The 23104-nt window shown below is 71.3% G+C and carries 16 protein-coding genes; 5 read left to right on the top strand and 11 right to left on the bottom strand.

Annotated elements, in window-relative coordinates:
• Positions 1-4: 4 nt before the first annotated feature.
• From kdpB to ABZ576_RS07435, 4 genes are all read right to left on the bottom strand, one after another.
• Positions 5-2089, bottom strand: coding sequence for a potassium-transporting ATPase subunit KdpB (kdpB, locus tag ABZ576_RS07450; RefSeq protein WP_360737621.1), 2085 nt, complete (start codon positions 2087-2089; stop codon positions 5-7).
• Between the two features lie 32 nt (positions 2090-2121).
• Positions 2122-3783 (bottom strand): potassium-transporting ATPase subunit KdpA, encoded by a 1662-nt coding sequence (gene kdpA, locus ABZ576_RS07445; protein WP_360737030.1) that lies wholly within the window; start codon positions 3781-3783, stop codon positions 2122-2124.
• A gap of 8 nt (positions 3784-3791) precedes the next feature.
• Positions 3792-3881: a K(+)-transporting ATPase subunit F gene (gene kdpF / locus ABZ576_RS07440; protein WP_037672136.1), complete on the bottom strand. Its 90-nt coding sequence runs from the start codon at positions 3879-3881 to the stop codon at positions 3792-3794.
• 250 nt (positions 3882-4131) lie between these two features.
• Complete coding sequence (locus ABZ576_RS07435) at positions 4132-5667, bottom strand: APC family permease (RefSeq protein ID WP_360737028.1); 1536 nt, start codon at positions 5665-5667, stop codon at positions 4132-4134.
• A gap of 307 nt (positions 5668-5974) precedes the next feature.
• Between ABZ576_RS07435 and ABZ576_RS07430 the strand changes: the two genes are divergently transcribed.
• Positions 5975-6523, top strand: a complete 549-nt coding sequence (locus tag ABZ576_RS07430; protein WP_360737025.1) for a hypothetical protein — start codon at positions 5975-5977, stop codon at positions 6521-6523.
• Between the two features lie 50 nt (positions 6524-6573).
• On the opposite strand, the gene ABZ576_RS07425 is transcribed toward ABZ576_RS07430, so the two are convergent.
• The 6 genes from ABZ576_RS07425 to ABZ576_RS07400 form a co-directional block, all read right to left on the bottom strand.
• On the bottom strand, positions 6574-8628 hold the full coding sequence (locus ABZ576_RS07425; protein ID WP_360737022.1) for a cupin domain-containing protein: 2055 nt from the start codon (positions 8626-8628) through the stop codon (positions 6574-6576).
• Positions 8625-9845, bottom strand: coding sequence for a hypothetical protein (locus ABZ576_RS07420; protein WP_360737019.1), 1221 nt, complete (start codon positions 9843-9845; stop codon positions 8625-8627). Before ABZ576_RS07420 ends, ABZ576_RS07425 begins: the two co-directional genes overlap by 4 nt.
• Complete coding sequence (locus tag ABZ576_RS07415) at positions 9842-10606, bottom strand: hypothetical protein (protein WP_360737017.1); 765 nt, start codon at positions 10604-10606, stop codon at positions 9842-9844. The genes ABZ576_RS07420 and ABZ576_RS07415 overlap by 4 nt, the downstream gene beginning before the upstream one ends.
• Complete coding sequence (locus tag ABZ576_RS07410; protein WP_360737015.1) at positions 10588-11556, bottom strand: DUF692 family multinuclear iron-containing protein; 969 nt, start codon at positions 11554-11556, stop codon at positions 10588-10590. The genes ABZ576_RS07415 and ABZ576_RS07410 overlap by 19 nt, the downstream gene beginning before the upstream one ends.
• Positions 11543-13405 (bottom strand): radical SAM protein, encoded by a 1863-nt coding sequence (locus ABZ576_RS07405; protein ID WP_360737012.1) that lies wholly within the window; start codon positions 13403-13405, stop codon positions 11543-11545. The genes ABZ576_RS07410 and ABZ576_RS07405 overlap by 14 nt, the downstream gene beginning before the upstream one ends.
• Positions 13406-13500: 95 nt before the next feature.
• Positions 13501-13629 (bottom strand): hypothetical protein, encoded by a 129-nt coding sequence (locus tag ABZ576_RS07400; RefSeq protein ID WP_360737009.1) that lies wholly within the window; start codon positions 13627-13629, stop codon positions 13501-13503.
• Between the two features lie 711 nt (positions 13630-14340).
• Here ABZ576_RS07400 and ABZ576_RS07395 point away from each other — a divergent pair.
• The 3 genes from ABZ576_RS07395 to ABZ576_RS07385 are packed head-to-tail and all read left to right on the top strand — an operon-like array spanning position 14341 to position 18622.
• Complete coding sequence (locus ABZ576_RS07395) at positions 14341-15627, top strand: MFS transporter (protein WP_360737007.1); 1287 nt, start codon at positions 14341-14343, stop codon at positions 15625-15627.
• Positions 15624-16595: a metallopeptidase TldD-related protein gene (locus ABZ576_RS07390; protein WP_360737005.1), complete on the top strand. Its 972-nt coding sequence runs from the start codon at positions 15624-15626 to the stop codon at positions 16593-16595. Before ABZ576_RS07395 ends, ABZ576_RS07390 begins: the two co-directional genes overlap by 4 nt.
• The gene (locus tag ABZ576_RS07385; protein WP_360737003.1) at positions 16592-18622 is read left to right on the top strand and encodes a cupin domain-containing protein; all 2031 of its coding nucleotides are present in this window, start codon (positions 16592-16594) and stop codon (positions 18620-18622) included. Before ABZ576_RS07390 ends, ABZ576_RS07385 begins: the two co-directional genes overlap by 4 nt.
• Before the next feature lie 257 nt (positions 18623-18879).
• Here ABZ576_RS07385 and ABZ576_RS07380 read toward each other — a convergent pair whose 3' ends face one another.
• Positions 18880-21156 (bottom strand): DUF262 domain-containing protein, encoded by a 2277-nt coding sequence (locus ABZ576_RS07380; protein ID WP_360737000.1) that lies wholly within the window; start codon positions 21154-21156, stop codon positions 18880-18882.
• A gap of 326 nt (positions 21157-21482) precedes the next feature.
• Here ABZ576_RS07380 and ABZ576_RS07375 point away from each other — a divergent pair, with 326 nt between their 5' ends.
• Positions 21483-23102: a molybdopterin-dependent oxidoreductase gene (locus ABZ576_RS07375; RefSeq protein WP_360736997.1), complete on the top strand. Its 1620-nt coding sequence runs from the start codon at positions 21483-21485 to the stop codon at positions 23100-23102.
• Positions 23103-23104: the final 2 nt, after the last annotated feature.

Below are 23104 nucleotides of genomic sequence, written 5' to 3'. Positions count from 1 at the left end.
GCGATCAGCCGATTCCGGGGAGGAGGGAGATGAGCATGTCGATGAGCTTGATGCCGGCGAAGGGCGCGACCAGGCCGCCGAGGCCGTAGATCCCGAGGTTGCGCCGGAGCATCCTGTCGGCGCTGACCGGCCGGTACCGCACGCCCTTCAGGGACAGCGGCACCAGCGCGATGATGATCAGCGCGTTGAAGACCACCGCGGAGAGGATCGCGGAGTCCGGCGAGGACAGGCCCATGATGTTGAGCCTGTCCAGGCCGGGATGGACCGCCGAGAACAGCGCCGGGATGATCGCGAAGTACTTCGCGACGTCGTTGGCGATGGAGAACGTGGTCAGCGCGCCGCGCGTGATCAGCAGCTGCTTGCCGATCTCGACTATCTCGATCAGCTTGGTCGGGTCGGAGTCGAGGTCGACCATGTTGCCGGCCTCCTTGGCGGCCGACGTACCGGTGTTCATCGCCACGCCGACGTCCGCCTGGGCCAGCGCGGGGGCGTCGTTGGTGCCGTCGCCGGTCATCGCGACCAGCTTGCCGCCCGCCTGCTCCCGCTTGATGAGGGCCATCTTGTCCTCGGGGGTGGCCTCGGCGAGGAAGTCGTCGACGCCCGCCTCCTCGGCGATCGCCTTCGCCGTCAGCGGGTTGTCACCCGTGATCATGATCGTCCTGATGCCCATGCGGCGCAGTTCCCCGAACCGCTCGCGCATGCCGTCCTTGACGACGTCCTTGAGGTGGACGACGCCCAGGACCCGGGCGCCGTCGGAGTCCTCGACGGCCACCAGCAGCGGCGTACCTCCCGCCTCGGCGATCCGGTCGGCCAGCTCCCGGGCGTCCTCGGCGACTTCGCCGCCCTGCTCGGCCACCCAGGCGACGACCGAGCCCGCCGCACCCTTGCGGATCTTCCGGCCGTCGACGTCCACACCGGACATGCGCGTCTGCGCGGTGAACCCGATCCACTCCGCGCCCGCCAGCTCGCCCTGGTGCCGCTCGCGCAACCCGTACCTCTCCTTCGCCAGTACGACGACGGAGCGGCCTTCGGGCGTCTCGTCGGCCAGCGAGGAGAGCTGGGCGGCGTCGGCGACCTCGGCCTCGGTCACACCGCGCACCGGCAGGAACTCGGCGGCCCTGCGGTTGCCGAGCGTGATGGTGCCGGTCTTGTCGAGCAGCAGCGTGGAGACGTCGCCGGCGGCCTCGACCGCGCGGCCGGACATCGCCAGCACGTTCCGCTGGACCAGGCGGTCCATGCCCGCGATGCCGATCGCGGAGAGCAGGGCGCCGATGGTGGTCGGGATCAGGCAGACCAGCAGGGCGACCAGCACGACCATGCCGAGCTCGGAGCCCGCGTAGTGCGCGAACGGCGGCAGCGTCGCCACCGCCAGCAGGAAGGCGATGGTCAGCGAGGCGAGCAGGATGTTCAGCGCGATCTCGTTGGGCGTCTTCTGCCGGGCCGCGCCCTCGACCAGGCTGATCATCCGGTCGATGAAGGTCTCCCCCGGCTTCGTCGTGATCTTGATGACGATCCGGTCGGAGAGGACCCTCGTACCGCCGGTGACCGCGGACCGGTCACCGCCGGACTCCCGGATGACCGGCGCCGACTCACCGGTGATGGCCGACTCGTCCACGCTCGCGACGCCCTCGACGACGTCACCGTCGCCGGGGATGACGTCACCGGCCTCGCAGACGACCAGGTCGCCGATCCTCAGCTCGGTGCCCGGGACCACGGTCCCGTCGACCTTGCGCGCCACGGAGTCCGTCTTCGCCTTGCGCAAGGTGTCCGCCTGCGCCTTGCCGCGGCCCTCGGCGACCGCCTCCGCGAGGTTCGCGAAGATCACGGTGAGCCACAGCCAGGCGCTGATCGTCCAGCCGAACCAGTCGCCGGGGTCCTTGACGGAGAAGACCGTCGTCAGGACGGATCCCACGAGGACCACGAACATCACGGGTGACGTGATCATCCGCCGCGGGTGGAGCTTGCGGAACGCGTCCGGCAGCGACTTCACCAGCTGCCCGGGGTCGAACAGACCCGCACCGACACGGCCCTCGGGGGCCTTGTGACCCGTGGGCGCGTCCTGGTGGGGCGCCAGGGTGGGAGTGGACATGGAGTCCTCGTGCTTCTGTGTACGGGTGGTCGTCACGCCAGCCCCTCGGCGAGCGGGCCCAGGGCGAGGGCGGGGAAGTACGTGAGACCGGTGATGATCAGGATCGCGCCCACCAGCAGACCGGTGAACAGCGGCTTCTCGGTGCGCAAGGTGCCCGCGGTCGCCGGGACCGGCGTCTGCCGGGCCAGCGAGCCGGCGAGCGCCAGCACGAACACCATCGGCACGAAGCGGCCGAACAGCATGGCCAGGCCCAGCGTGCTGTTGAACCACTGGGTGTCCGCGTTCAGACCGGCGAAGGCCGAACCGTTGTTGTTCGAGGCGGAGGTGTAGGCGTACAGGATCTCGGAGAAGCCGTGCGCCCCGCTGTTGGTCGTGGAGTGCGCCGGGGTCGGCAGGGCCAGCGCGAACGCGGTGAGGACCAGCACGAGCGCCGGGGTCACCAGGATGTACAGGGCCGCCAGCTTGATCTCGCGGGTGCCGATCTTCTTGCCCAGGTACTCGGGCGTACGGCCGACCATCAGGCCGGCGATGAACACCGCGATGACCGCCATGACCAGCATGCCGTAGAGCCCGGAGCCCACACCGCCGGGCGCGATCTCGCCCAGCATCATGCCGAGCAGGGTGATGCCGCCGCCGAGGCCGGTGAAGGAGGAGTGGAAGGAGTCCACCGCGCCGGTGGAGGTGAGCGTGGTCGACGTCGCGAAGATCGACGAGCCGCCGATGCCGAACCGGACCTCCTTGCCCTCCATCGCCCCGTTCGCCAGCTCGAAGGCCGGGCCGTGGTGGGAGAACTCGGTCCACATCATCAGCGAGACGAAGCCGAGCCAGATGGTGCCCATCGTGGCGAGGATCGCGTAGCCCTGCCTGACCGAGCCCACCATGATGCCGAAGGTGCGGGTCAGGGAGAACGGGACGACGAGGATCAGGAAGATCTCGAACAGGTTGGAGAACGGGGTGGGGTTCTCGAAGGGGTGCGCGGAGTTGGCGTTGAAGTAGCCGCCGCCATTGGTGCCCAGCTCCTTGATGGCCTCCTGCGAGGCCACCGCGCCGCCGTTCCACTCCTGCGAGCCGCCCGTGAACCGGCCGACCTCGTGGATGCCGGAAAAGTTCTGGATGACGCCGCAGGCGACCAGCACGACCGCCGCGACGCACGCCAGCGGCACCAGGACGCGTACGACACCGCGCACCAGGTCCGACCAGAAGTTGCCCAGCTCACCGGAGCGGGAACGCGCGAAACCGCGCACCAGTGCCACCGCGACGGCCATGCCGACGGCCGCGGAGACGAAGTTCTGCACGGCCAGACCGGCGGTCTGCACGACGTGGCCCATGGCCTGCTCGCCGGAGTACGACTGCCAGTTGGTGTTCGTCACGAAGGAGACGGCCGTGTTGAACGCCTGGTCCGGGTCGATCGACGCGAAGCCGAGCGAGCCGGGCAGGACGCCCTGGAGCCGCTGGAGGCCGTAGAGGAACAGGACACCGACCGCCGAGAAGGCGAGGACCGCGCGCAGGTACGCGGTCCAGGTCATCTCGGTGTCGGGGTCCGCACCGATGCCCTGGTAGATCCACCTCTCGACCCTCAGGTGCCGCTGCGAGGAGTAGACCCCGGCCATGTGGTTGCCGAGGGGGATGTGGACGAGCGCCAGCGCCGCGATCAGCGCGAGCAGCTGGAGCGCGCCGGCGAGTACGGGACCCATGTCGCTGCTCAGAACCTCTCCGGGAAGATCAGGGCGAGGACGAGATAGCCCAGCAGGGAGACGGCCACGACCAGGCCGACGACGTTCTCGGCGGTCACAGCTTCGTCACCCCCTTGGCGATGAAGGCCACCAGCGCGAAGGCCGCGAGCGTGGTGACGACGAAGGCCAGGTCGGCCATCGCGAACTCCTGGAGTTCGGGGGAAACGGACCAGTAGAGGAAAACGCCTGCGTGGCCGGATCGGGACGTCCCTTGACGGCTCCCTTACGGCATCGCGGAGCGTCTTGACGGACCTCTTACGCAGCCTGTCCATGCCCGTGAGCAGGGCACCGAGTCGCAGGTGAGGCGACTCACGGCAGCCGGAACCGGAGCCGGCAGATCACCGCGTCCGTGTCCCGTCGTACGGCGTGCGCGACGACCGCACCCCGCTGGTTCTGGAGCAGCCGTTGCCACAGCCGCTCCGGCTCCGTCTCCGGTATGAGTACGGTGACCCGCGTGCCCGGCTCGGCGGCGGCCACCTCGCGGACGTACGCGGCGATCGGACGGCCGAGCGTGCGGCGCTCGCAGTCCAGCCGGACCAGCGGTACGCCGGGGTCCCACCCGGCCCAGGCGCGCTCCAGCGCATGTGTCCGTGCCCGGTCCTCGGGGTCGGGGTGGCAGACGGTGACCGCACGCACCTCGTCGCCGAGGGAGACCGCGGCGGTCAGGGCCTCGGAGGTCAGCCGGGACAGGGCGGAGACGGGCACGACCACCAGCGAACGGTCGCGGTGCGGTGCCTCGGGGACGCGGCCCAGGCCGAGGCGCTCGCCGATCCGGGAGTACGCGCGGTGCACGGTCTCGAAGGCGAGGACCAGCAGCGGCAGGGCGACGACGAGGTGGTTGTCCCGGGCCAGGAGCTTCAGCAGCACCGGCAGCCCGCCGAAGGAGGTGTTGGCGGACAGCGCCAGGAGGGTCATCGTCGTGGACTGGATGACGTAGAAGGCCCAGTTGTGGCCGAGGGAGGCGTCCGCGAGCTGGGCGAGGACGGTGACACCCTCGACCGGCTGGAGGTGGAAGCGGGAGATCAGCAGCGACAGGCCGATCAGCATCACGCCGAGCACGGCCCCGAGGGCGGCCTCCGCGCGCTGGGCGCGCCGGGTGCGGGGGACGCGGAAGGAGGGCACGGCGTTCGCGATGGCCTCGACGCCGGTCAGGGCACTGCACCCGGAGGCGAAAGCCTTCAGCAGCAACAGCGCGCCCACGGTGGTGGCGTTGCCGGCGAGGACCGGGGCGTGGCCCGCCGCGGTCGCCGTACTCACCGGCGCGGACCGGAACAGACCGACCGCGATCAGGACCAGGACCGAGCCGACGAACACGACGGTGGGCACGATGAACGCCTTCGCCGACTCCACGATGCCGCGCAGGTTCACCGCGGTGATCAGCACCAGCACGGCCAGGCACAGCCACAGCCGGTCGGCGTACAGCCCGGGGAGGGCCGACGTCAGGGCGGCCACACCGGCGGTGACCGCGACGGCCACGTTCAGGACGTAGTCCAGGACCAGCGAGGCGGCGGCCACCAGGCCGGTGCGGGCGCCGAGGTGCCGCCGGGCGACGGCGTAGGAGCCGCCGCCGTCCGGGAAGGCGGCGATCACCTGCCGGTACGACGCCACCAGGACCGCCAGCAGGGCCGCGATCGCCAGCGTCACCGGCAGCGTGAAGCCCAGGCCGTGCGCGCCGGCCGCGGCCAGCACGAGCACGATCGCCTCCGGCCCGTACGCCACCGACGCCATGGCGTCCAGCGACAGGGCGGCCAGGCCCGTGACGGCGGTCAGGCGGTGCCGTTCACCGGTATCGGGCGGCTCCTCGCCGGTGGGGACGGCATCCTGCTCGGTGGCCGGGACGGACATGGGTGCGGGCTCCTTCTGCCTATTGCTGCCGACGGCTTGGTGCTGTCGGCCGCGCACGGGGTCGGGGCCGTGCGCGAACGCACTCATGTTCCGGCCGCTTCCCGTGGGTTCCGGCCGTTCCTTGCGGCTTCCTGGCGCCGAAGCGCCGGCCCTTGACGGGGTCTTGACGCCGGTGGGAGGCAGGGGCGCCGCCGCGCCGCGGCCATGGGGCAAGGAACCGCTCGAGCTCCGTCAGAGCCGTGTCAAGGTGCTCCGAGCCGGCTCTCCCGGGCCATTACCGTTCGGTGCCATGGGATGCCGTGACGATGTGAGCGGAGGGCCCCTCGGCACAGCGGGAGGCGGTCCGGACGGAACCGGTGAGGCGGCGAACGACCTCGAACGGACACGGGAGCTGCGGAGTGCCGTCCGCTGCGCCGTCGTCCTGCTCGCGCTTCTCCTCCTGGCCGACTGGGGCTCCGGCCGGGCCACGCTGTGGCGTACCGCGCTGTGGTCCGCCCTCGCCGGTCTGCTCTTCGCCGTGCTGTTTCCCGCCAGGGTGTCCGCGGGCGGGAACTGGATCGCGTCGCGTGGGCTCCTCCGCGAGCACCGGGTGCGGACGGATCTGCTGGTCTCGGTGCGCTGCCTGGACGGCGTGTCCCGGCGGCTCGTGCTGCGGGACCGTCTCGGGGGCCGGGTGGAGATCGACCCCGAGGTGCTGGTCCGTCACCCGCAGCTGTGGGCCCGCCTGGACGAAGGCGCGCGGAAGGCCGACGGCGACGGCCTGTTGCTGTGCGGCGGGACCGCGTTGCGGCACATCGCACGACGCGTGGACCGGGAGATCGTCCGGGCCGTCTTCGCCGCCTCCGGCCTGGAGTGAGCGCCGTGCACGCTCCAGCCGGAAGTCCCCCCGCCCGCGGTCCCCGTCCGTCAGGACAGCCGGTCCAGGATCGCCCCCACTTCGGCGAGGATCGCCGCGCCGACCGGCTCCGGTCGTGCCCGCGCGTTCAGCAGGGCCCAGGCGGCCCGCACGATCTCGGTGCGCTGTGCGAGGTAGCCGCGGATGTCGGTGGTGGGCACCTCGGGAACACCCTTGTCGATCAGCAGGGCGGTCAGGTGGATCTCCCGGGCGAAGGAGTAGCAGCCGTGGAAGACCGCGGTCAGCGGCCGGTCGGCGTCGACGACGGGGCTGATGGCGCGGTCGTCGGGGTTGGCGCACAGGGGCATCAGGTCGATGAGGGTGCTCATCCGGTTGTGACCGGTCTCGTGGACCAGGGTCTGCGCCGCCATCAGGGTCGGGCGGGGGCTGCTGACGATCTGGCCGCGGAAGGCGTGGATGCTGTAGTTGTGCGGCCGCAGACCGGCCCACGGCATCGGCAGCAGACGTTCGACACACACCCGGGTCTCGTCCCAGGCTTCGGGCCACACCGCGCGCAGCAGTTCCGCGGCCTCGGTGAACTCGTCGTGGAAGCGTGCCACGTCGGCCGGTTCCACGGAGGGCAGCACCTCGGTCGGCGGCAGATGCCGGTCCAGCCACCGCGAGGGGCTGGGCACGATCCACGGGCCGTCGAGGACGCGTTCCAACGTCCTGGTGCCCGGCCCGCTCTCGCAGAGGGCGACGGTGGTGGCGCCGTCGCGGGCGAGGACGGCGCCGTCCTCCGCGACGCTGAGCGACCAGGTGCCGGTCGCCGAGCGCACGCCGATCGCGCGGCCCAGCCGGGGCACCGCCAGTCCCCCGTCACGGTCGGCGGGGACACGGATCTCCGCGACGGGCACCGTGCCGGCGGACGCCGCCAGTTCGGGCAGCAGGAAGAAGGCGAGCCAGTGGGCGAGCGGGTCCTCCTGCCGGGCGACGGGCAGTTGCCCCGGCCCTTGCTTGGCCACGGCGATCCACGAGGTGACGTCGGGGCCGGTGAGCAGCGCCTCCAGCGCGGTGGCGGGCGCGGTGGTGAGGGCCGCCACCGCGGCCTGGTACAGCTCGCGTTCCGTCTCGCCGGAGGTCTGGGCGAACCGTCGTAGCACCAGCTTCAACAGGTCGCGCAGGTTCTTGCGGGCGAGCAGCGCGTTGAGCGGGGCGGCGGTGTCCGGGTCCGTGCCGGGCAGGACGAAGCCGTCCGCCGGGGGTGCGGGCGCCGTGGCGACGAACCCCTTCACCGCCGCCATGTCGATGTCGAGCCTGTCGACCGGTCCTCGTGCCGCGCGCATCGCCACTTCCCGCTCCGCCTTCCTCCTGGTCCGTTCCAGTGCGCCGCTGCCGGTGAGCTCCGTGACGGCCTCGGTGAGCCGGGCCCTTCTCGCTGCGCCGGTTCCGGGCCCGACGGGCAGCGGCCGTCGCCAGGTCTCCTCGTGGCGCAGCTCGGCGCCGAGGGTGCGGTGGAGGGCCTGCCAGACGGTCCTGGCGTTCACCACCAGGCTGGCGCTGAGGCTGTCGCCGGCCGAGACACCCCAGTGCAGCCACAGCAGCGGGATGTACAGCACGTCCCCCGGGTGGAGGGTGAACTCCCGCGCGTCCCCGGTCATCGGGGCGTCGCCCACGCCGGGTTCGCCGAGCATGCGCAGCCGTCGCTGCTCAGGGTCCAGGGTGGTGGGCGGAGCCAGTCGCCAGCGTTTGCTGCCTTCGAGCTGGATGGTGAAGTTGTCGCTGTTGTCGATGTGCGAACCGATCGAGGAGCTGCCCTCGGTGAGGAACACGTCGCACCACAGGTCGTCCCAGTCGAGCTTCTCCCGGGCCGCCGCGCACAGCCCGGCCACGCCGGGCAGTCCCTCGCGCAGCGCTTCGAGGAACCAGATGGAGCGGCCGTCCGTCTGTACCGTGGTGGTGGCGGTGGCAGCCAGGGCCCTCACCTCCTCGCGTCCCGGTGCCGGGTCGAGGAAGGCTCCGGCCGCGCCGCGCAGGACGACGGGTTCGCGGCGCCAGTGGGCGTCGAAGAACTTCTCGTCGAGCACGGCCAGCGGTTCCGGCCGTCGCGCCGTGGTGGGGCTCATGCTGCCGCTCCGTTCGCCAGTATCCGTTCCTGTGCGTCGATCCGCCGCGACAGCCACGGCTGCCGCTCGATTCCCAGACGGTCGCCGAGTCCGGCCGCGAGCCGGGCCGCGTCGGCGTGGAGCGGATAGCGTCGGGCGAAGTCGAGCAGGGTGCGGTACGCCTCCTCGAACGCGCCGGTCCGCAGTGTGCACAGTGCCGCGAGGAACGCGGACTTGACCTCTATGGTGTCCGTGCGTTCGCCGGTGGCGCGGCGGAACCACTCCCCTGCCTCCGTGAAGGCTTGCCTTCCGTAGTGGGACAGGCCGATGCCGTACGCCAGCCAGGAGGAGCGGCAGCCCGCCTGGGCCGCCTCGTGCCAGCACCGGCCGGCCCGGTCGGTGTCGCCCGCGGTGCGCAGGTGCAGCAGGCCCAGCAGGGCGGTGCCGACCGCGCCGAGTGGGCCCAGTTCGGCCTCGTACCGCTCCGGCGGTACGGGGTCTGCCGCGCCGCGCAGGGCGGTGAAGGTGGCCTGCGGCAGGGGAAGGGCGTCCCGCTCGCGCTGCCGTGTGCCGCGTCCCAGTTCACCGGCGAGCAGCGGGGCGAGGTCGCGCCGGTCTTCGGGCAGGAAGCCGCTGCGTACCGAGTACGTCATGGAGTCGACGTTGCCGAGGAGGCCGTGCCGCTCCAGCAGGTGGAGGAGTTCGCCCGGCTGGTGGTCCTGGCCGGTGGTCACGTCGGCGAACCAGTCCAGGTCGACATCGACCCGGCTGGCGGGGTCCTGGGGCGTGGCTCCGAAGGTGTCCGGGGTGTGGATCGCCAGGTCGAGACCGCAGACGCGGGTGTGCAGGGCGCCGCGTTCGTCGAAGCGGGTGGTGTCGAGGACGTCGGGTTCCGCGGCGATCACGCTGAGCGCGGCGAGCAGTCTGCGCCGGGCGGCCGGTGAGTCCGCCTCCCGCGTGGCCCGGACCCAGGTCAGACTGGACACCAGGCCGAGGGTGGCGCCGGCCGCGTAGAAGTCGTCCAGGCCGTAGCTGCCGTCCACTTCTCTGATGGGCAGCTTGCGGTTCTCGGCCTCGATGGGGTGCTCACCGGTGAGACGGGTCAGCCGGGCGGCCGCCGCGCGGGTGAGCGGTTTGAGGTCGAGGTGCCGGTCGAAGCAGACGACCGACTCCGCTCGGTAGCCCAGCCGCAGCCAGCTCGCCACGACCTCGCCGTGTTCCTCGTGCAGCGCGATCACGGGATCAGTCCCTTCCTCCGGAGCGCCTCGCGGGCGCGGCCGACGGCGTCGGCGCGTTCGCCGGTGGCCCAGGCGCGCACCCAGCCCGGCCGGGGTGCCGCCCCCCACAGCAGGGCGCAGGTCAGGGGGGTGCTCAGGCCGCCCGCGAAGTACCGGCCGCCGCAGGCGACGAAGACGGCCGGTGCCACGGGCGCGCGGTCCGCGTCGCGCAGCAGCCGGGTGCCGTCCGTCCAGGCGGCCCAGGCCCCTTCCCCGGTGCGGCGCAGGTGCGGGTGGCGGATCAGATAGCCCGGCTCGGGGTGCCGGGCCAGGGTCTTGACCAGGGCGGCCAGCAGTTCACGCTCGATCAGGAGCGCGGTGTCCGTGCCGCGTCCGGCCTTGTCGAGCAGGAACTCCCCGAACGCCTCGGTCACCGACCGGCCGCGGCACAGCCCGAGCATGTCGACGTCGTCGCAGTGGGGTCCGCGCAGGAACTCCGCCACCGCGCGCTGCCCCGCGTTGTGCCGGTCCGGGTACAGCGCGCGCAGGCTGTCCGCGAAGTGTTCGCGCAGGGGTACCCCGCCGATGGCGCCCTGGGAGATGCCCTGGGTGAGTTCGTGCGCGACCCTGGCGAGCTGTTCGACGTCCACCGCGCGCAGCGCGGCCGGGGCGGCCGGTTCCACGGCGGCGACGCCGTCGACGCCGCCGGTGCGCCGGGGGCTCGGGTAGGTGAGGCGGTGCTTGAACGCGCGGTTGAGTTCGTTCAGTTCGCCGCTGCCCACCGGTTCACCGCCTTCCGCAGGCGTTCGAGATTGGGGAGGCTCTTGGGCACCATCCGGCCGGTCTGGTCGTAGTTGGGGTCTTCGTAGGTGACCGCTTCCAGCCGGGGGCACAGCTCCAGCAGCCGTTCGGCCAGGATCAGCTGTTCGTCCAGCAGGACCCCGTGGTGGAGGTCGAGGAAGCGGTCACGGCTGATCGCGGAGCCGGAGAGGTGGAGTTCGGTGCACTGGTCCAGCGGCAGCCGGTCCAGGTCGGCGTAGAGACCGGCGCCCCGTTCGCCTCGCCACCACCGCCAGCTGATCAGGTGCCCGACGTCCAGGGTGACGTCGGCACCGCTGAGTTCGGCGACCCGGCGGAAGAAATCGTAGGCGTCCATGTCGCCCACGACCACGGTGACGCCGTCGGTGAAGCCCGGGAACTCCACCCGCAGCACCGGGTCGAGTTCCCGCATCGCCTCGCGGATGGTCCCGGCGACGTGGGCGACGTTCTCCTCCACCAGGTAGGGCGGCAGGGGGTAGGGCATCGGGATGCCGCCCAGGGACCACATGCCGAGGTCCTCGACGACCCACTGCCAGTCGAAGTGGCGGTGCAGTTCGTTGGTGAACGCGTAGACCTGACCGCGGTCGTAGGGTTCCACGGTGCCCAGGTTCAGCATGGTCTGGTGCAGGGCGACCGGGGTGCCGGCGGGGAGCTGGGCCATCAGGCGCCGGTAGGGCTCCACGTAGTGTGCGGCGTGCAGCGGCACCGGTCCGCGGGGCTGGAAGGCGAAGGCGTAGTAGGCGTAGTCGCCGCCGTGGCGGGCGAGGAAGTTGCGGACGCGTTCGTTGGGTCCGGGGTCGTCGGGGTCGAAGCCGATCGGGGCTCCCCAGGGCAGGTCCATCCCGGCGCCCAGTCCCCGGCGTGCGGGGCGGCCCGTGCGGCCGGGGCGGGGCAGGGGTTCAGCTGTGGTCACCGACATCCGCCTCCTTCAGCAGGCCCAGCAGTGTGCGGCCGAGATCGGTACGGGCCGTCAGGCGGCGTACGGCACCGGACGCGCGGAGGGTGACGTGCCCGGGCCCGATGCCGTACCGCATGCGCCAGCGCAGGTCGATCAGGCGCCCCTCCAGCGGCACGACCCAGGGGTGCAGGACCAGTTCGTCCGTGGGTCTCGCGCCGCCGGCCTTCTTCCACCTCGGGTGTTTCTCGTCGTTCTTGCCGGGGAGCACCACGCGGACGGTCTCGCGGAGCCAGTCGGCCCGTTCCTCGCGGGAGGTGCCCTCGTAGGCGATGGTCCTGCCGTGCCGTCCGGCCAGGTAGCTGAAGCCGCTGTTGGACTGGAGCGCGTCGCCGTCGGCCAGGGTGAGGCCGATGCGGTGGCGGGGCTCGGAGGCGAGCAGCGAGGTCGGTTCGGCGATCATCATCTGGGCGGCGTCGATGCCGAGCCGGGCCGAGTTGCGCACGAGGAACTCGCGGCTCGCCCGGGCCTCGTCGGCCGTCTCGCCGGGCAGCCCGCCCATGACACTGAGCCGCAGCACGATGCCCACCTCGTCGAGCACCTCGACGATCCGCTGGTACAGGTCGGCCCGCACCCCCTTGTCGACGAGGTCGAGCAGCCGCTGGGAGTTGGTCTCGTAACCGACGCTCATCAGCCGGCAGCCCGCGTCGTACATGCGCTGCACGAAGGCCCGGTCGGCGAGCAGGGGCTCCAGCCGGTTGCGGGTCGACCAGGTGAAGGTGTGGCCGCGGGCGCGCACCAGTTCGGCGGCGCCGAGGACGAGCCGCAGATTGCAGTTCTCGTCGACGAACGCCACGAAGCGCGCGCCCGTGCGGCGCAGGCCGTGCTCCACGTGGTCGGCGAGCTGCTCCTGCGTGAGCTGCTGGTAGCGGCCGCGGCTGCGGTTGCCGTAGGAGCAGAACGTGCAGCGGCCCCAGTAGCAGCCCACGCAGGAGATGAGGGGGAGCTGCGGCTCGGGGCTGAGATACGAGGAGAAGGGCAGGCCGTCGAAGTCGGGCGGCGGGTTGTCCGCGAGGTGGTGCTCCGGCGCGGGGGTGCCGCCGCCGTGTGCGGTGATCAGCCCGGGCACACCGTCGACGGGACGGCCCGCCTCGACCGCTTCGGCGAGCCGGTGCAGCACCGCTTCGCCCTGGGTGGTGACGAGTGCGTCGACGTGGCGGAACGTCTCGGGCCGGGCGGCCAGTTCCGTGCCACGCATCATCAGCTGCTGTCCGCCGAGGACGACGATCGTCCCGGGGGCCTGCTGTTTCACCAGCCTCGCCACGCGGAAGGCGGGCGCGAGCTGGCTGAAGTACGCGACGGAGAGGCCGAGGACGCGGGCCGGGCGGTCGGCGAGCGCGGCGAGGGTCAGGTCGTCGTGCCGGCGGGCGGCGAGGTCGTCGGCCTTCGGCTGCTGCTCGGCGAGGCGGAAGACCTCGGGCAGGCTGGTCACGGTCCGGGTGAGCGCACTGCCCCGCAGCATGATGTCGAGGACGTTGTTGACCAGCCGGAATCCCACGTCCCAGGGCAACGAGGTGTCCTCCTTGCGGACGACGGTCCGGTGCAGCAGGTCGTGCTGGTGTTCCGCGAAGGACAGCAGGGTCTCGTCGAACTCGTCCAGTCCGCCCAGCCGCAGCCGCTCCCCCAGCGCCGCGGGCTCCAGGAGCCGGTGCGTCAGCGCGATGTTGAGGTCGCTCTGGTCCGCCGTGACCCCGTGCCGGCGCAGGTAGGCGACGAGCATGGGGAGGCTGAGATAGGGGAACAGGCGCGCCTCGGTCACCCCGGGGAAGACCAGATGCACCGCTGCCTGAGGTGTCCGGTGAGGCACCGCTTCTCCTCGTCGGGCCGGCGGGGTTCGGTTCGGGCGCCGAGGCCGGCGAGACGGTCCCGGGCGGGGATCCGCTCGCCGGCCACGGCCGTGCGTCAGACCGCGAAGCGGAAGGCGTGGAACGCCGCGCCGTCCTGGAGCTCGGCGGCCTCGACGACCTCCAGGCCGTCCAGCTCGGTCAGCAGGTCCTCGTTCACGTCCTTCTGGATCTGCTCTTCGTTCATGGCAATTCCTTTCTCGACAGGCGAGGAACAGCGTGCGGACACACCACACCCCACAACGGAGTTTTTCTTCTCCCCGGCGGAACTCCGGCGGATATTCACATCCGGAGAAACCCGAAGAGGCACAGGGCGCCATCGGCCTGCCGATGCCACGGGTGTTTCCACTTCCGGGCGGGCTGCGGCCTGGCGAATCTCACCGAGAGGTGCGATCGGGGCAATCCTTACCGCGTCGGCACACCGGCGGACGGGAAGAGGCGAAATGGACCGGAAAGAAGCAGGAAGAACTGGAAGGAGCGCCTCATCAGAGTCCGGCGCGAACGGAATAAGTCACAGTAAAGCCCCCGTTGTCCGGCATCGCCGCGTCCGCGATGCCTTCGTGAAGCCCGGCGGCCGGGCTCCTGACACGAAGAGGCTAGGTAGGTATTCCCGAGCCTGTCAATGACCGGCTCTCCGCCACCGTATCAGGATTCAACAATTCCGGAAACGGCCTGCGCCGCAATGAGCCGCAATCCAGCCGTGAGGGCCCGCCGTGAGGTCCCGCCGGAAAACGGAAAGCGCCGTGACAGATGCACGTACCGCCACGTAAGCTCGGTCGGTACGAGCGTGAGCGACTGTCCTGAATACCTCGACCGAAAACAGTCCTGACGCGGCTGGGAATTCCGGCGCGACGCGAGCCTGCCGACCGCCTGGGCGATCCGTCACTAGGGGGGAATCGTGGGGCGTGGGCCCTTCTCGCATCCTGGTTACCGCTGGCTGTGGTCCGGTCAGCTGGTCAGCATCATCGGTGATCAGCTGTTCCCCATGGCCGTCGTCGCCCTGGCGCTGGACCGGGAGGAGTCCGCCTTCTCGCTCGGTGTCGTCTTCGGCTCCCGCTTCGGCGCGCTCGCCCTGCTCATCCTGGTGGGCGGCGTGCTCGCCGACCGGATGGACAAGCTCCGCCTGATGATGTCCAGCGATGTGGTCCGGCTCGCCGCCGTCCTGCTGCTCATCGCGCTGGGGAACGGAGCGCCGCTGTGGGCGCTGGCCCTCATCACCTTCCTGATGGGCGCGGGCGAGTCGATCTTCCAGCCGGCCCACGACTCCGTCGTGCCGTCCCTCGTGCCGGAACAGACGCTGGAACAGGCCAACGCCGCCACGAACATGCTGAAGAACATCGGCCAGGTCGTCGGCCCGGCCGGGGCCGGTCTGCTGGTGGCGGCGGTCGGCCCGCGCAGCGCGCTGTGGGTCGATGCCGCGACCTTCGCCGTCTCCTCGCTCACCCTGCTGGTGGTCGGGCGGCAGCTCGGCGAGCGGCGCCGGCCCGCCGCCCGGCAAGAGGAGTCGATGTTCGCCGAGGCCGTCGCCGGGATCCGGGTGGTGGTGCGGATGCGGTGGCTGATGGCGCTGGAGGCGATGGCCGTCATCCATGTGCTGCTCGCCGTGGGCCCCTGGTTCGTCCTGGTTCCGCTGATCGCCGAGGACCGTCTCGGCGGCCCGGCCGGATACGGGCTCGTCCTGTCCGCGTTCGCCCTCGGCGGCATCGGCGGTGCGGCCGCCGCGGGCCTGACGCAGAAGCTGTTCCGGCGGCCGGGCCTGTGGGCGCTGGCCGCGATCAGTCTGTTCGGCGTGGCCTGCCTCGCCTTCGCGGTGACCTCGTCCCTGCCCGTGCTGGTCGCACTGTTCGCGCTCGGTGGCGCGGGCGTGCAGTTCTTCGACGTGCTGAAGACGAGCGCCATCCAGCGGCACGTCCCCCGCACGCTGCTCGGCCGCGTCTTCGCCCTCGACTTCTTCGCCTCCTTCGTCGGGATGCCGGCCGGGCAGATGCTGGCCGGTCTGCTGGTCGCGGGCGCCGGGCAGGCCGTCACCGCGATGGCCGTGGCCGGTGCCGTCGTCTTCGTCACCACCCTGCTGCCGCTGGCCGTACGGGACGTGGCGACCCTCGGCGCCGTCGCCGCCGAACCGCCCCTGCCCGACGCCGCCGAACAGACCGCTGCCGCTGCCGGGGGCGGCACGCCTGAATGAGTACGGCACTGACGACACGGTCGGTGACCGCCGAACTGGCGGCGCTGTGCGAGCGGTTGCCCGGCATGCGGGTCGCCGTGGAGGCGGACGCCACGGGCTGGGCCGTACTGGTGACGCACGAGGGCAGGGGTCTCGTCCAGTGGGGCGCCCGCGCGCCGGACCCGGCCGGTCTCCGGACGGCGCTGCTGTCGGAGGGGCTGGCCTCGCTCCGCACCGACCTGGACGCCGTCCGGGCCGCCCGCCCGCTGCCGGCCCGGACCGCCGCGCCCGTGGTCATGACGCCGCTGATGGCCGCCATCGCCGTGCACGAGTGCATCGGGCACACCAGCGAGGCCGACAACCACGGCGACTACGGGCACCGACTGGGCATCGGCCTCGGGGACCGCTGGACCCGGGTCCCGCTCACGGTGACCGACGACCCGACCCGGCCCGGCCACTGCGGGTCCTACGTCCGCGACGACGAGGGCACGGCGGCGGCCCCCGTCCGGCTGGTCGAGGACGGCCGCTGGAGCGGGCTGCTGACCAGCCGGTCCCACCCGGGCCCGACCGGCAGCAACGGTCACGGCCGCCGCGCCCCCACGGCTCGCGAGGCACTCCCCCGGATGGGCGTGCTGAGCGTGGGGCCGGGCGAGCACCGCGCCGAGGACCTCGTCGCGTCGGTCACGGACGGGTTCCTGCTCGGCGCGCCGCGCGAGGGCGGATCCGTACGGGAGTACGTCCTGCTCAAACCGGCCTGGGCCCGGCGCGTCCGCGACGGCCGGATCACCGACGAGGTGTACGGCGACCTGGTGCTGCGCGGCCACAAGGTCCAGCTCATGCGGAGGCTGCGCGGCGTCGGCGACAGCGTGGTGATGCACGACCCGTACCACCGCTGCGACAAGAAGGGCCAGGAGGTCCCCGTCTCCCTGGAAGCCCCGTACCTGCTCTTCGACGACCTGCTGCTGTATCCGGACGGAGGATCACCATGACGGAGTTCGTGAGGGGCCTGACCTACGAACGGTTCCTGGCCGAGTACTGGCGCCGGAAGCCGCTGTTCGTCAAGGGCGGCGCACACGATCTCCTGGAGCGGACACTGAGCTACGAGGAGGCGGACGCGATCGTCGCGCGGGTCCGTGAGCAGGCACCCGACCGGCTCGCCTGCGACCCGGGACGCATCGAGTTCGTCAAGGGCGCCGACGCGGTGAGCCCTCGACTGGCACGGCGTGCCAGGGAACTCCAGCGGAAACTGGGATGGCCGAGAGTCACCTTCGACGTGTCGCGTACCCACGCGCCCGGCAGCATCGGCTGCCACTTCGACTACGACGACAACTTCACCCTCCAGCAGGATGGCAGCAAGATCTGGCGCATCGGCTCCCCCGCGGCCGTACCGGAGACGGACCGGCGCCGACGTGTCCTGGAGGATCCGACGATCTCGGGTCAGTTCTATCTCACCGACGAATACGAGGAGTTCGTGGTCGAGGCGGGAGACCTGCTGTACATCCCGCTCTTCCACCCGCACTGGGGCACTTCCGGCGGCCGCTCCCTCTCCCTCACCATGACCTGCAATCTGGTCACCCCGCTCACCGAACTCTGGCCGGTGCTCCACGAGGAGTTGTCCGGGCTGCGGCAGTGGTGGCATCCCTCGCCACTGCCGGCCGCTCCCGACGAGCAGGCCCTCGACGAACTCCTCGGTCTGCTCGCTGACCCCGCGATACGACGGCGCGTCCTGGAGCGGTGGCAGGAGACCCGTCGCACCGCCATCGCCCGGCACCGCCCCGAACGGGCCCCCGCGCGAGGGGAACCCGTCCGGGTCGCCCCGGTGACCGTCGACGTCACCCCGATCAAGCCGCTGTTCACGCGCGCCGCGCCCGCGGTCGACCTCGCGGAGGCGGTGCTGCCCGGCGAGACGACCGCCCGGCTCGGTGACCTGGTCGCCAGGCGTTGTCTCAAACGGCTGCTGGTCCTCGCACGGGACCGGGCCGGAACCTGCGGCGACGCCCGTCTCGCGGGCTCGGTGCAGGCGGTGGTGGACGGACTCACGCGGCTGCCGCACCCCGTTCTGCTGGCCTGGTGCCGCGGCCCCGAGGTGACGTCCTGGGTGCGGCAGGCCGAGCGCGAGCGCGAGGCCGGTTACCGGCGGGCACCGGACACCCTGCTCGCCCACCTCACGTCGTTCTGCCTGCCCGAACTGGTCCGGTACGAGGTGCTCGAACCGGGGGTGCCGCTGGTGGCCGCCCTCAGCGCCCCGGCGGAGCTGGCTCTTCCATCGGCGGGCCGGGTGATCGAGCTGCCGGACGCGGCGGACGAGACGGTGACGGTCGAGGTGCACACGCTGCACGCCGAAGTGGGCGGCGTGCGACTGCCGTTGACCGACCTGACCGGCGATACGGCGGGCCCGCGCGTGACCGTGCTCCCGGCCCTCACCGCGGGCGGCCTCTGCGTGCTGCCGGCACATTCCTGGTACACCGCCTTCCATCCGGCGGGCCGCCGCTTCCCGCATCCGCCGAGCGGGGCGCACGCGGAGGAGTTCCTGGAGACGGTGGGGCAGGCACTGTCCCTGATCGAGAAGGTGTGGCCACCGGCCGCGGACGACATCCGCGCCTGGCTGAGCCGGCTCGCCCCCGCGCCGGCGCCGCCCGGGCCGGAGACGGTGCCCGCGTTCCGCGGCGCGGCCGTCATCGCCGGGACCGACCTTCTGGAGACCGCCCGGCAGCTTTGCCGGGCCGCCGCCCGGACTCGCTACGACGCGATCAGCGATCTGTACCCGCTGAGCGAGGAGCCGGGGGCCGTCGTACGCCCGTCGTCGGCCGAGACCGGCCTGCCGGTCGCCACACTGCTGCGGGACACGTACGCGATGGTCAACGAAGGGGAGTTCCTGCGCCGTCACGACGACGTGCCGGACTCCGCCCCGGACCCGTCCGGACGAGTCCGCGACTCCCTGGACACACTGCGACGCGAGGGACGCCTGACCGCACAGGGCCGCGCGCTGTGGGCCGGGTTGTCGGCGCAGATCTGAGCGAAGCCGAGGCGAAGCCCCTGCACGCCCGCGCCCCGCTGCGCGAAGCCGAGGCGAGGCCCCTGCACGCCCGCGCGCCGCTACGCAAAGCCACCCACACCCGGCGGGAGCCTGCGGCACGCTCCGCCGACTTCGGGAGGCACACCCGGCCACGCTCGGGCGGCCCAGAGACTCCGCAGGTCGGAGCCCCTTCGCAGCGCACCAACGATGGGCCCGAGGTCATTCCCCTGTGGCCGGAGGGCCGGCCACAGGGACGTTCACCCCCAGTGTTCCTCCTGGTAGTGCAGGAGGTCATCGCCGTGGAGTTGCTTGGTGGCATTGCCGACCCGGACCCAGAAATCGGTGGCTCCGTTGCCTCCCTTGGCGGGTTTGGCGAACACCGGCTTTCCTGCCGCGGCAACACTGATCTGGCAGACGACATTGCCGGAGATCTCGGGGAAGCGTACGCGGACGGTGGTCGCTGTCGGGGCCGACAGGCTGTCGTCGAGGAGTTGGCGTACGAAGAGCTCATACCCGTCGACGCTGGCCTGCGACTCCAAAGTGGTGAGGTCGTTCTCGATACCGAGGACGGTTCCGTCGTCGGCGACACCGATGAACAGGTTTCCGCCCTCGCCGTTCAGGAAGCCGCAGACGGCCTTCACGATATTGTGCCGTAGGGATTTGTCGGCCTGCCGGGTGTGGACGTTCCAGCGGGCGCTGGCCTTGAACTCGGTGCCCTGGGACTCGCCGGCGGCGATCATGTCGGCCGGGGTGGTGGGGACGTACGCGGGGCGTTCCCCCGTGAGGGTTTCGAACGCTTCCCTCACCACCTTGGCGATCAGCTGGCGCCGCCGTTCCAGGAAGGTGAAATAGTCGAGCTGTTCCCAGCCGACCGGGAGCGCGTGCCACCGTACCTGCCGCTCGAGCACCTCCGGGTCCATGGCGTCCGTGATTCTCGGCCAGTACTCATGTGGTGCGTCGGTGTTGGACCGCCCGTCCGCCGGCCATGTCACATAGGCCATGTTGGCGATGGCATTGACTTGGCGCCGGTCGGTGATACCCAGTCCGGCGAGCGCCTTGCGGTGGAACAGGTTGTCCCGGTCGACAGCCTTGGCGGGTTGGACCGAAGGGTCCATCAGATCACGGATTCGCTGGTCCCCGAAGAGCATTTCGGCGTCGAGGATGTTGAGCGCGGCCTGGTAGGCGAACAGCACCGGGGAACGCGACGAGGACGTGTCCAGCCGGTTCGGCAGGGAGATGTCCCAGTAGTCGCCGGTGAAGTTGGCTGCGATGATCCGGTTGAGTTCCGCGATGAAGGCTCGGCCGTCACCTGGCGGCAGACTGCCGATCCGTCCCAGGTCGAACTCCATCTGCGACTCGGGCGAGTTGGAGTACCGACCGGTGGTGTGCGCCATGAAAAACCACCGTCCGATCACGGGACGGAGTTCATCGACCGGCAGTCCGAAGTCGTGGTGTCCGATCAACCAGATCGTGTAGCTGTACAGCAGGGCGTTGTCCGAGGTGATCATCTTGCGGCTGCGGAAGCCGGCCGCCGTGACGCACTGGAAGAACTCGTGCCAGCTGGTCAGGTCCAGGACCTTGGTGTGTGCCTGGGCGAGCCGGTCGAACTGCGCCTGCCGTCGAGCGGCGGTGACCTTGCCGGTTTCGAGGTCCTTTCCTCGGAGGACGCTGTAGACGTGCTGCAGCCGGGCGCGCCGGAAGGCGACAGCGACGGCTACGCGCAGTAGTTGGTCCGGGCTGGGGTCCAGGAAAGCGTTTCGAGGGCTCGGACCGGGGAGTCCTGCGACCACCGCGCCGCGGCTGAAGTCTTCGAGCTGGCGGCGGCCCTTCTCCCAGTGCACTGACATGAGGGTGAGGATGAAGTCGGACTGGTTGAGCTTCACGCCTTCGGAGTTGATGCGCACGAAGATGTCGGCGACCTGCTCCTCGTTGGCCGAGGCACCCAGCTCCACCACCTGGAAGCGGAACTCGTGCAGGTCCCGGACCCTGTCTATGCGTTCTTCGAGTTCATCCTTGGCAGAGTCCGACAGGGGCTGGCCGCCGGCCTGTTCGAGCCGCTGGAAGAACCGCCGGACGGTGGGCTTGTAACCACCCTGGGCCCAGAGCGCGGTGATGTCCGGGATGAAGTGGGGGTCACGCTCGATCGCCGCGTCCGTGACCTCGAACGTCTGGTCCTCCGGGTGGAACGCGATGCGCACGTTGATCTCGTCGAAAGACTTGGTGACGATCTTGCGCCCGGTGAGTACGGCGAACAGGGCGGTGAGCCGCTGCTGCCCGTCGACCACCAGCAGCTGAGGTGCCCGGTCACCGGCTTCCGTTCCGATCTGCCGCGTCCCCACCTCAGCGCCGGTCTCCCAGAACATCAGGGTGCCGATCGGGTAGCCCCGGTACATCGAGTCGAAGAGATCGCGGGTCTTCGCCGCAGACCAGACGAACGGGCGCTGAATGTCCGGTAATCCGATACGGCCGCCTTCGATGTTCTCGATCAGGTGCCGGAGCGTGTAACCAGTGTCGCGATACAAAGTGGGTGGCACAGCCGAGGGTTCCTAACGTCCGAGGGCGACTGGTCGGCGGAAGCGGTCATGGCGTGGGAACGGCATCAGGTTTCTACCACGCGGACAGCTCGCACCGCAGGGCCAACGGCTCCCACGAGGAGGACGCGGGCGGCCCTGCAACACTCCCTCCAGGAGGCCGAGTTGCCCCGCGACACCGTCGCCCGGAAACGTCGGGACACCACGCCCCGGCCCCGGCGCTCCCGGCCCCTACCGCAGCCGAGGCTCGCCGGTTCCCCGACACCGTCCACTGTCACCTGATCGGGTCTGGGACCAATCCCCCCGGCGGGCAGAACCGGATTCCCCCTGTGAGGGACGAAGAGAAGGATCAGCGAGTACGGCCGGGCCGGCTCCGTGCGGCGCTGGGTGCGCTCAGCGGGGTGCTGGCCGGTTTCGCCGCGCTGGCGGTGGCCGAACCGGTCGCGGCGGCGGTGCGGCCGCAGTCCAGTCCGGTCATCGCGGTGGGCGGCGCGTCCATCGACGCGGCGCCCGCTGCGGTCAAGGACTGGGCGATCCGCCACTTCGGCACCAACGACAAACTCGTACTGCAGCTCGGCATCCTCGCCGTGCTGACCGTGCTGGCTCTGGCGTTGGGTGTGCTGGCGGTGCGGTTCCGGCGGGCCGCAGCCGCCGGGGTCCTTCTCTTCGGAGCCGTCGGCGCGGCGGCAGCCGTCGGCCGGCCCGACTCGGCCGGCTTCACGGACGCAGTCCCGTCCGTGCTGGGGGCCATCGCCGGAGCGCTGCTTCTGTACGTGCTGGTGGGCCGCCTGATTACAGTGAGGCGGTCGCCCGGGTCCGCGACCGGGCAAGCGGGGAAAAGTCTGCCTGCATCCGCGGGCTGGGACCGGCGGGGATTCGTCCTCGCGGCCGCGTCCGCGGCAGCGGCCTCCGCCGCTGTGGGCGCGGTCGGCCGGTCCCTGAACGCCTCGCGCGGCCGGGACGCGATCGCCTCCCGGGAGAAGGTCGTGCTGCCGTCCCCCGGGTCCCCGGCGCGCCCGGTCCCCAGGAGGGCCGGGCTGCGCGTCCCCGGCATCAGTCCCTTCCTCACCCCCGACTCGGATTTCTACCGGGTGGACACCGCGCTGGTGGTGCCCAAGGTGGACGCCACTGCCTGGCGGCTGCGGATCCACGGCAAGGGCGTACGCCGCCCGGCCACCTACTCCTTCGACGACCTGCTGCGCAGGGAGCTGATCGAGCGGGACATCACCCTGACCTGTGTCTCCAACGAGGTCGGTGGCCCGTATGTGGGCAACGCCCGCTGGACCGGTGTACGGCTGGCCGACCTGCTTGCCGAGTGCGGGGTCAGGCCTCCGTCCCGGGGAGGCCCGGCGGATCAGCTGGTGTCCCGGTCGGTGGACGGCATGACGATCGGCAGTCCGGTCGAGGAGGTCATGGACGGCCGTGACGCGATGCTGGCCATCGGCATGAACGGTCGGCCGCTGCCCTTCGAACACGGCTTCCCGGTCCGGATGGTGGTGCCGGGCCTGTACGGATTCGTGTCCGCGTGCAAGTGGATCGAGGACATCGAACTCACCACCTTCGCCTCCTACGATCCCTACTGGGTCAAGCGCGGCTGGGCCCGCCGGGCCCCGATCAGGACCGAGTCGCGGATCGACACCCCCAAGCCCTTCGCCCGGCCCAAGTCCGGCACGGTGATGGTGGCCGGGGTCGCCTGGGCCCAGCACCGGGGCATCGACAAGGTCGAGGTCCGCGTCGACGACGGCCCCTGGCAAGAAGCCGACCTGGCCGCCGAGGCCACCCGCGACACCTGGCGCCAGTGGTCGCTGCCCTGGCAGGCCACCAAGGGCGGCCACACCCTCACCGTCCGCGCCACCGACCGCACCGGCGCGGTGCAGACCGGCACACGCACCCGCACGATCCCCGACGGCGCCAGCGGATGGCACTCCGTCGTCGTGACCGTCGAGTGATC

This window comes from Streptomyces sp. NPDC013455 (genome assembly GCF_040632975.1).
Taxonomy (GTDB): domain Bacteria; phylum Actinomycetota; class Actinomycetes; order Streptomycetales; family Streptomycetaceae; genus Streptomyces.
Note: the sequence above shows the minus strand (reverse complement) of the source record. Positions and strands in the feature narration are given on the sequence as shown.

Bases quoted from the DNA above. Each gene is read 5' to 3' on its own strand.
- ABZ576_RS07390 (WP_360737005.1), top strand. From the start codon at position 15,624: ATGAGTACGGCACTGACGACACGGTCGGTGACCGCCGAACTGGCGGCG.
- kdpA (WP_360737030.1), bottom strand. From the start codon at position 3,783: ATGGGTCCCGTACTCGCCGGCGCGCTCCAGCTGCTCGCGCTGATCGCG.
- kdpB (WP_360737621.1), bottom strand. From the start codon at position 2,089: ATGTCCACTCCCACCCTGGCGCCCCACCAGGACGCGCCCACGGGTCAC.
- ABZ576_RS07385 (WP_360737003.1), top strand. From the start codon at position 16,592: ATGACGGAGTTCGTGAGGGGCCTGACCTACGAACGGTTCCTGGCCGAG.
- ABZ576_RS07400 (WP_360737009.1), bottom strand. From the start codon at position 13,629: ATGAACGAAGAGCAGATCCAGAAGGACGTGAACGAGGACCTGCTGACC.
- ABZ576_RS07425 (WP_360737022.1), bottom strand. From the start codon at position 8,628: ATGAGCCCCACCACGGCGCGACGGCCGGAACCGCTGGCCGTGCTCGAC.
- ABZ576_RS07435 (WP_360737028.1), bottom strand. From the start codon at position 5,667: ATGTCCGTCCCGGCCACCGAGCAGGATGCCGTCCCCACCGGCGAGGAG.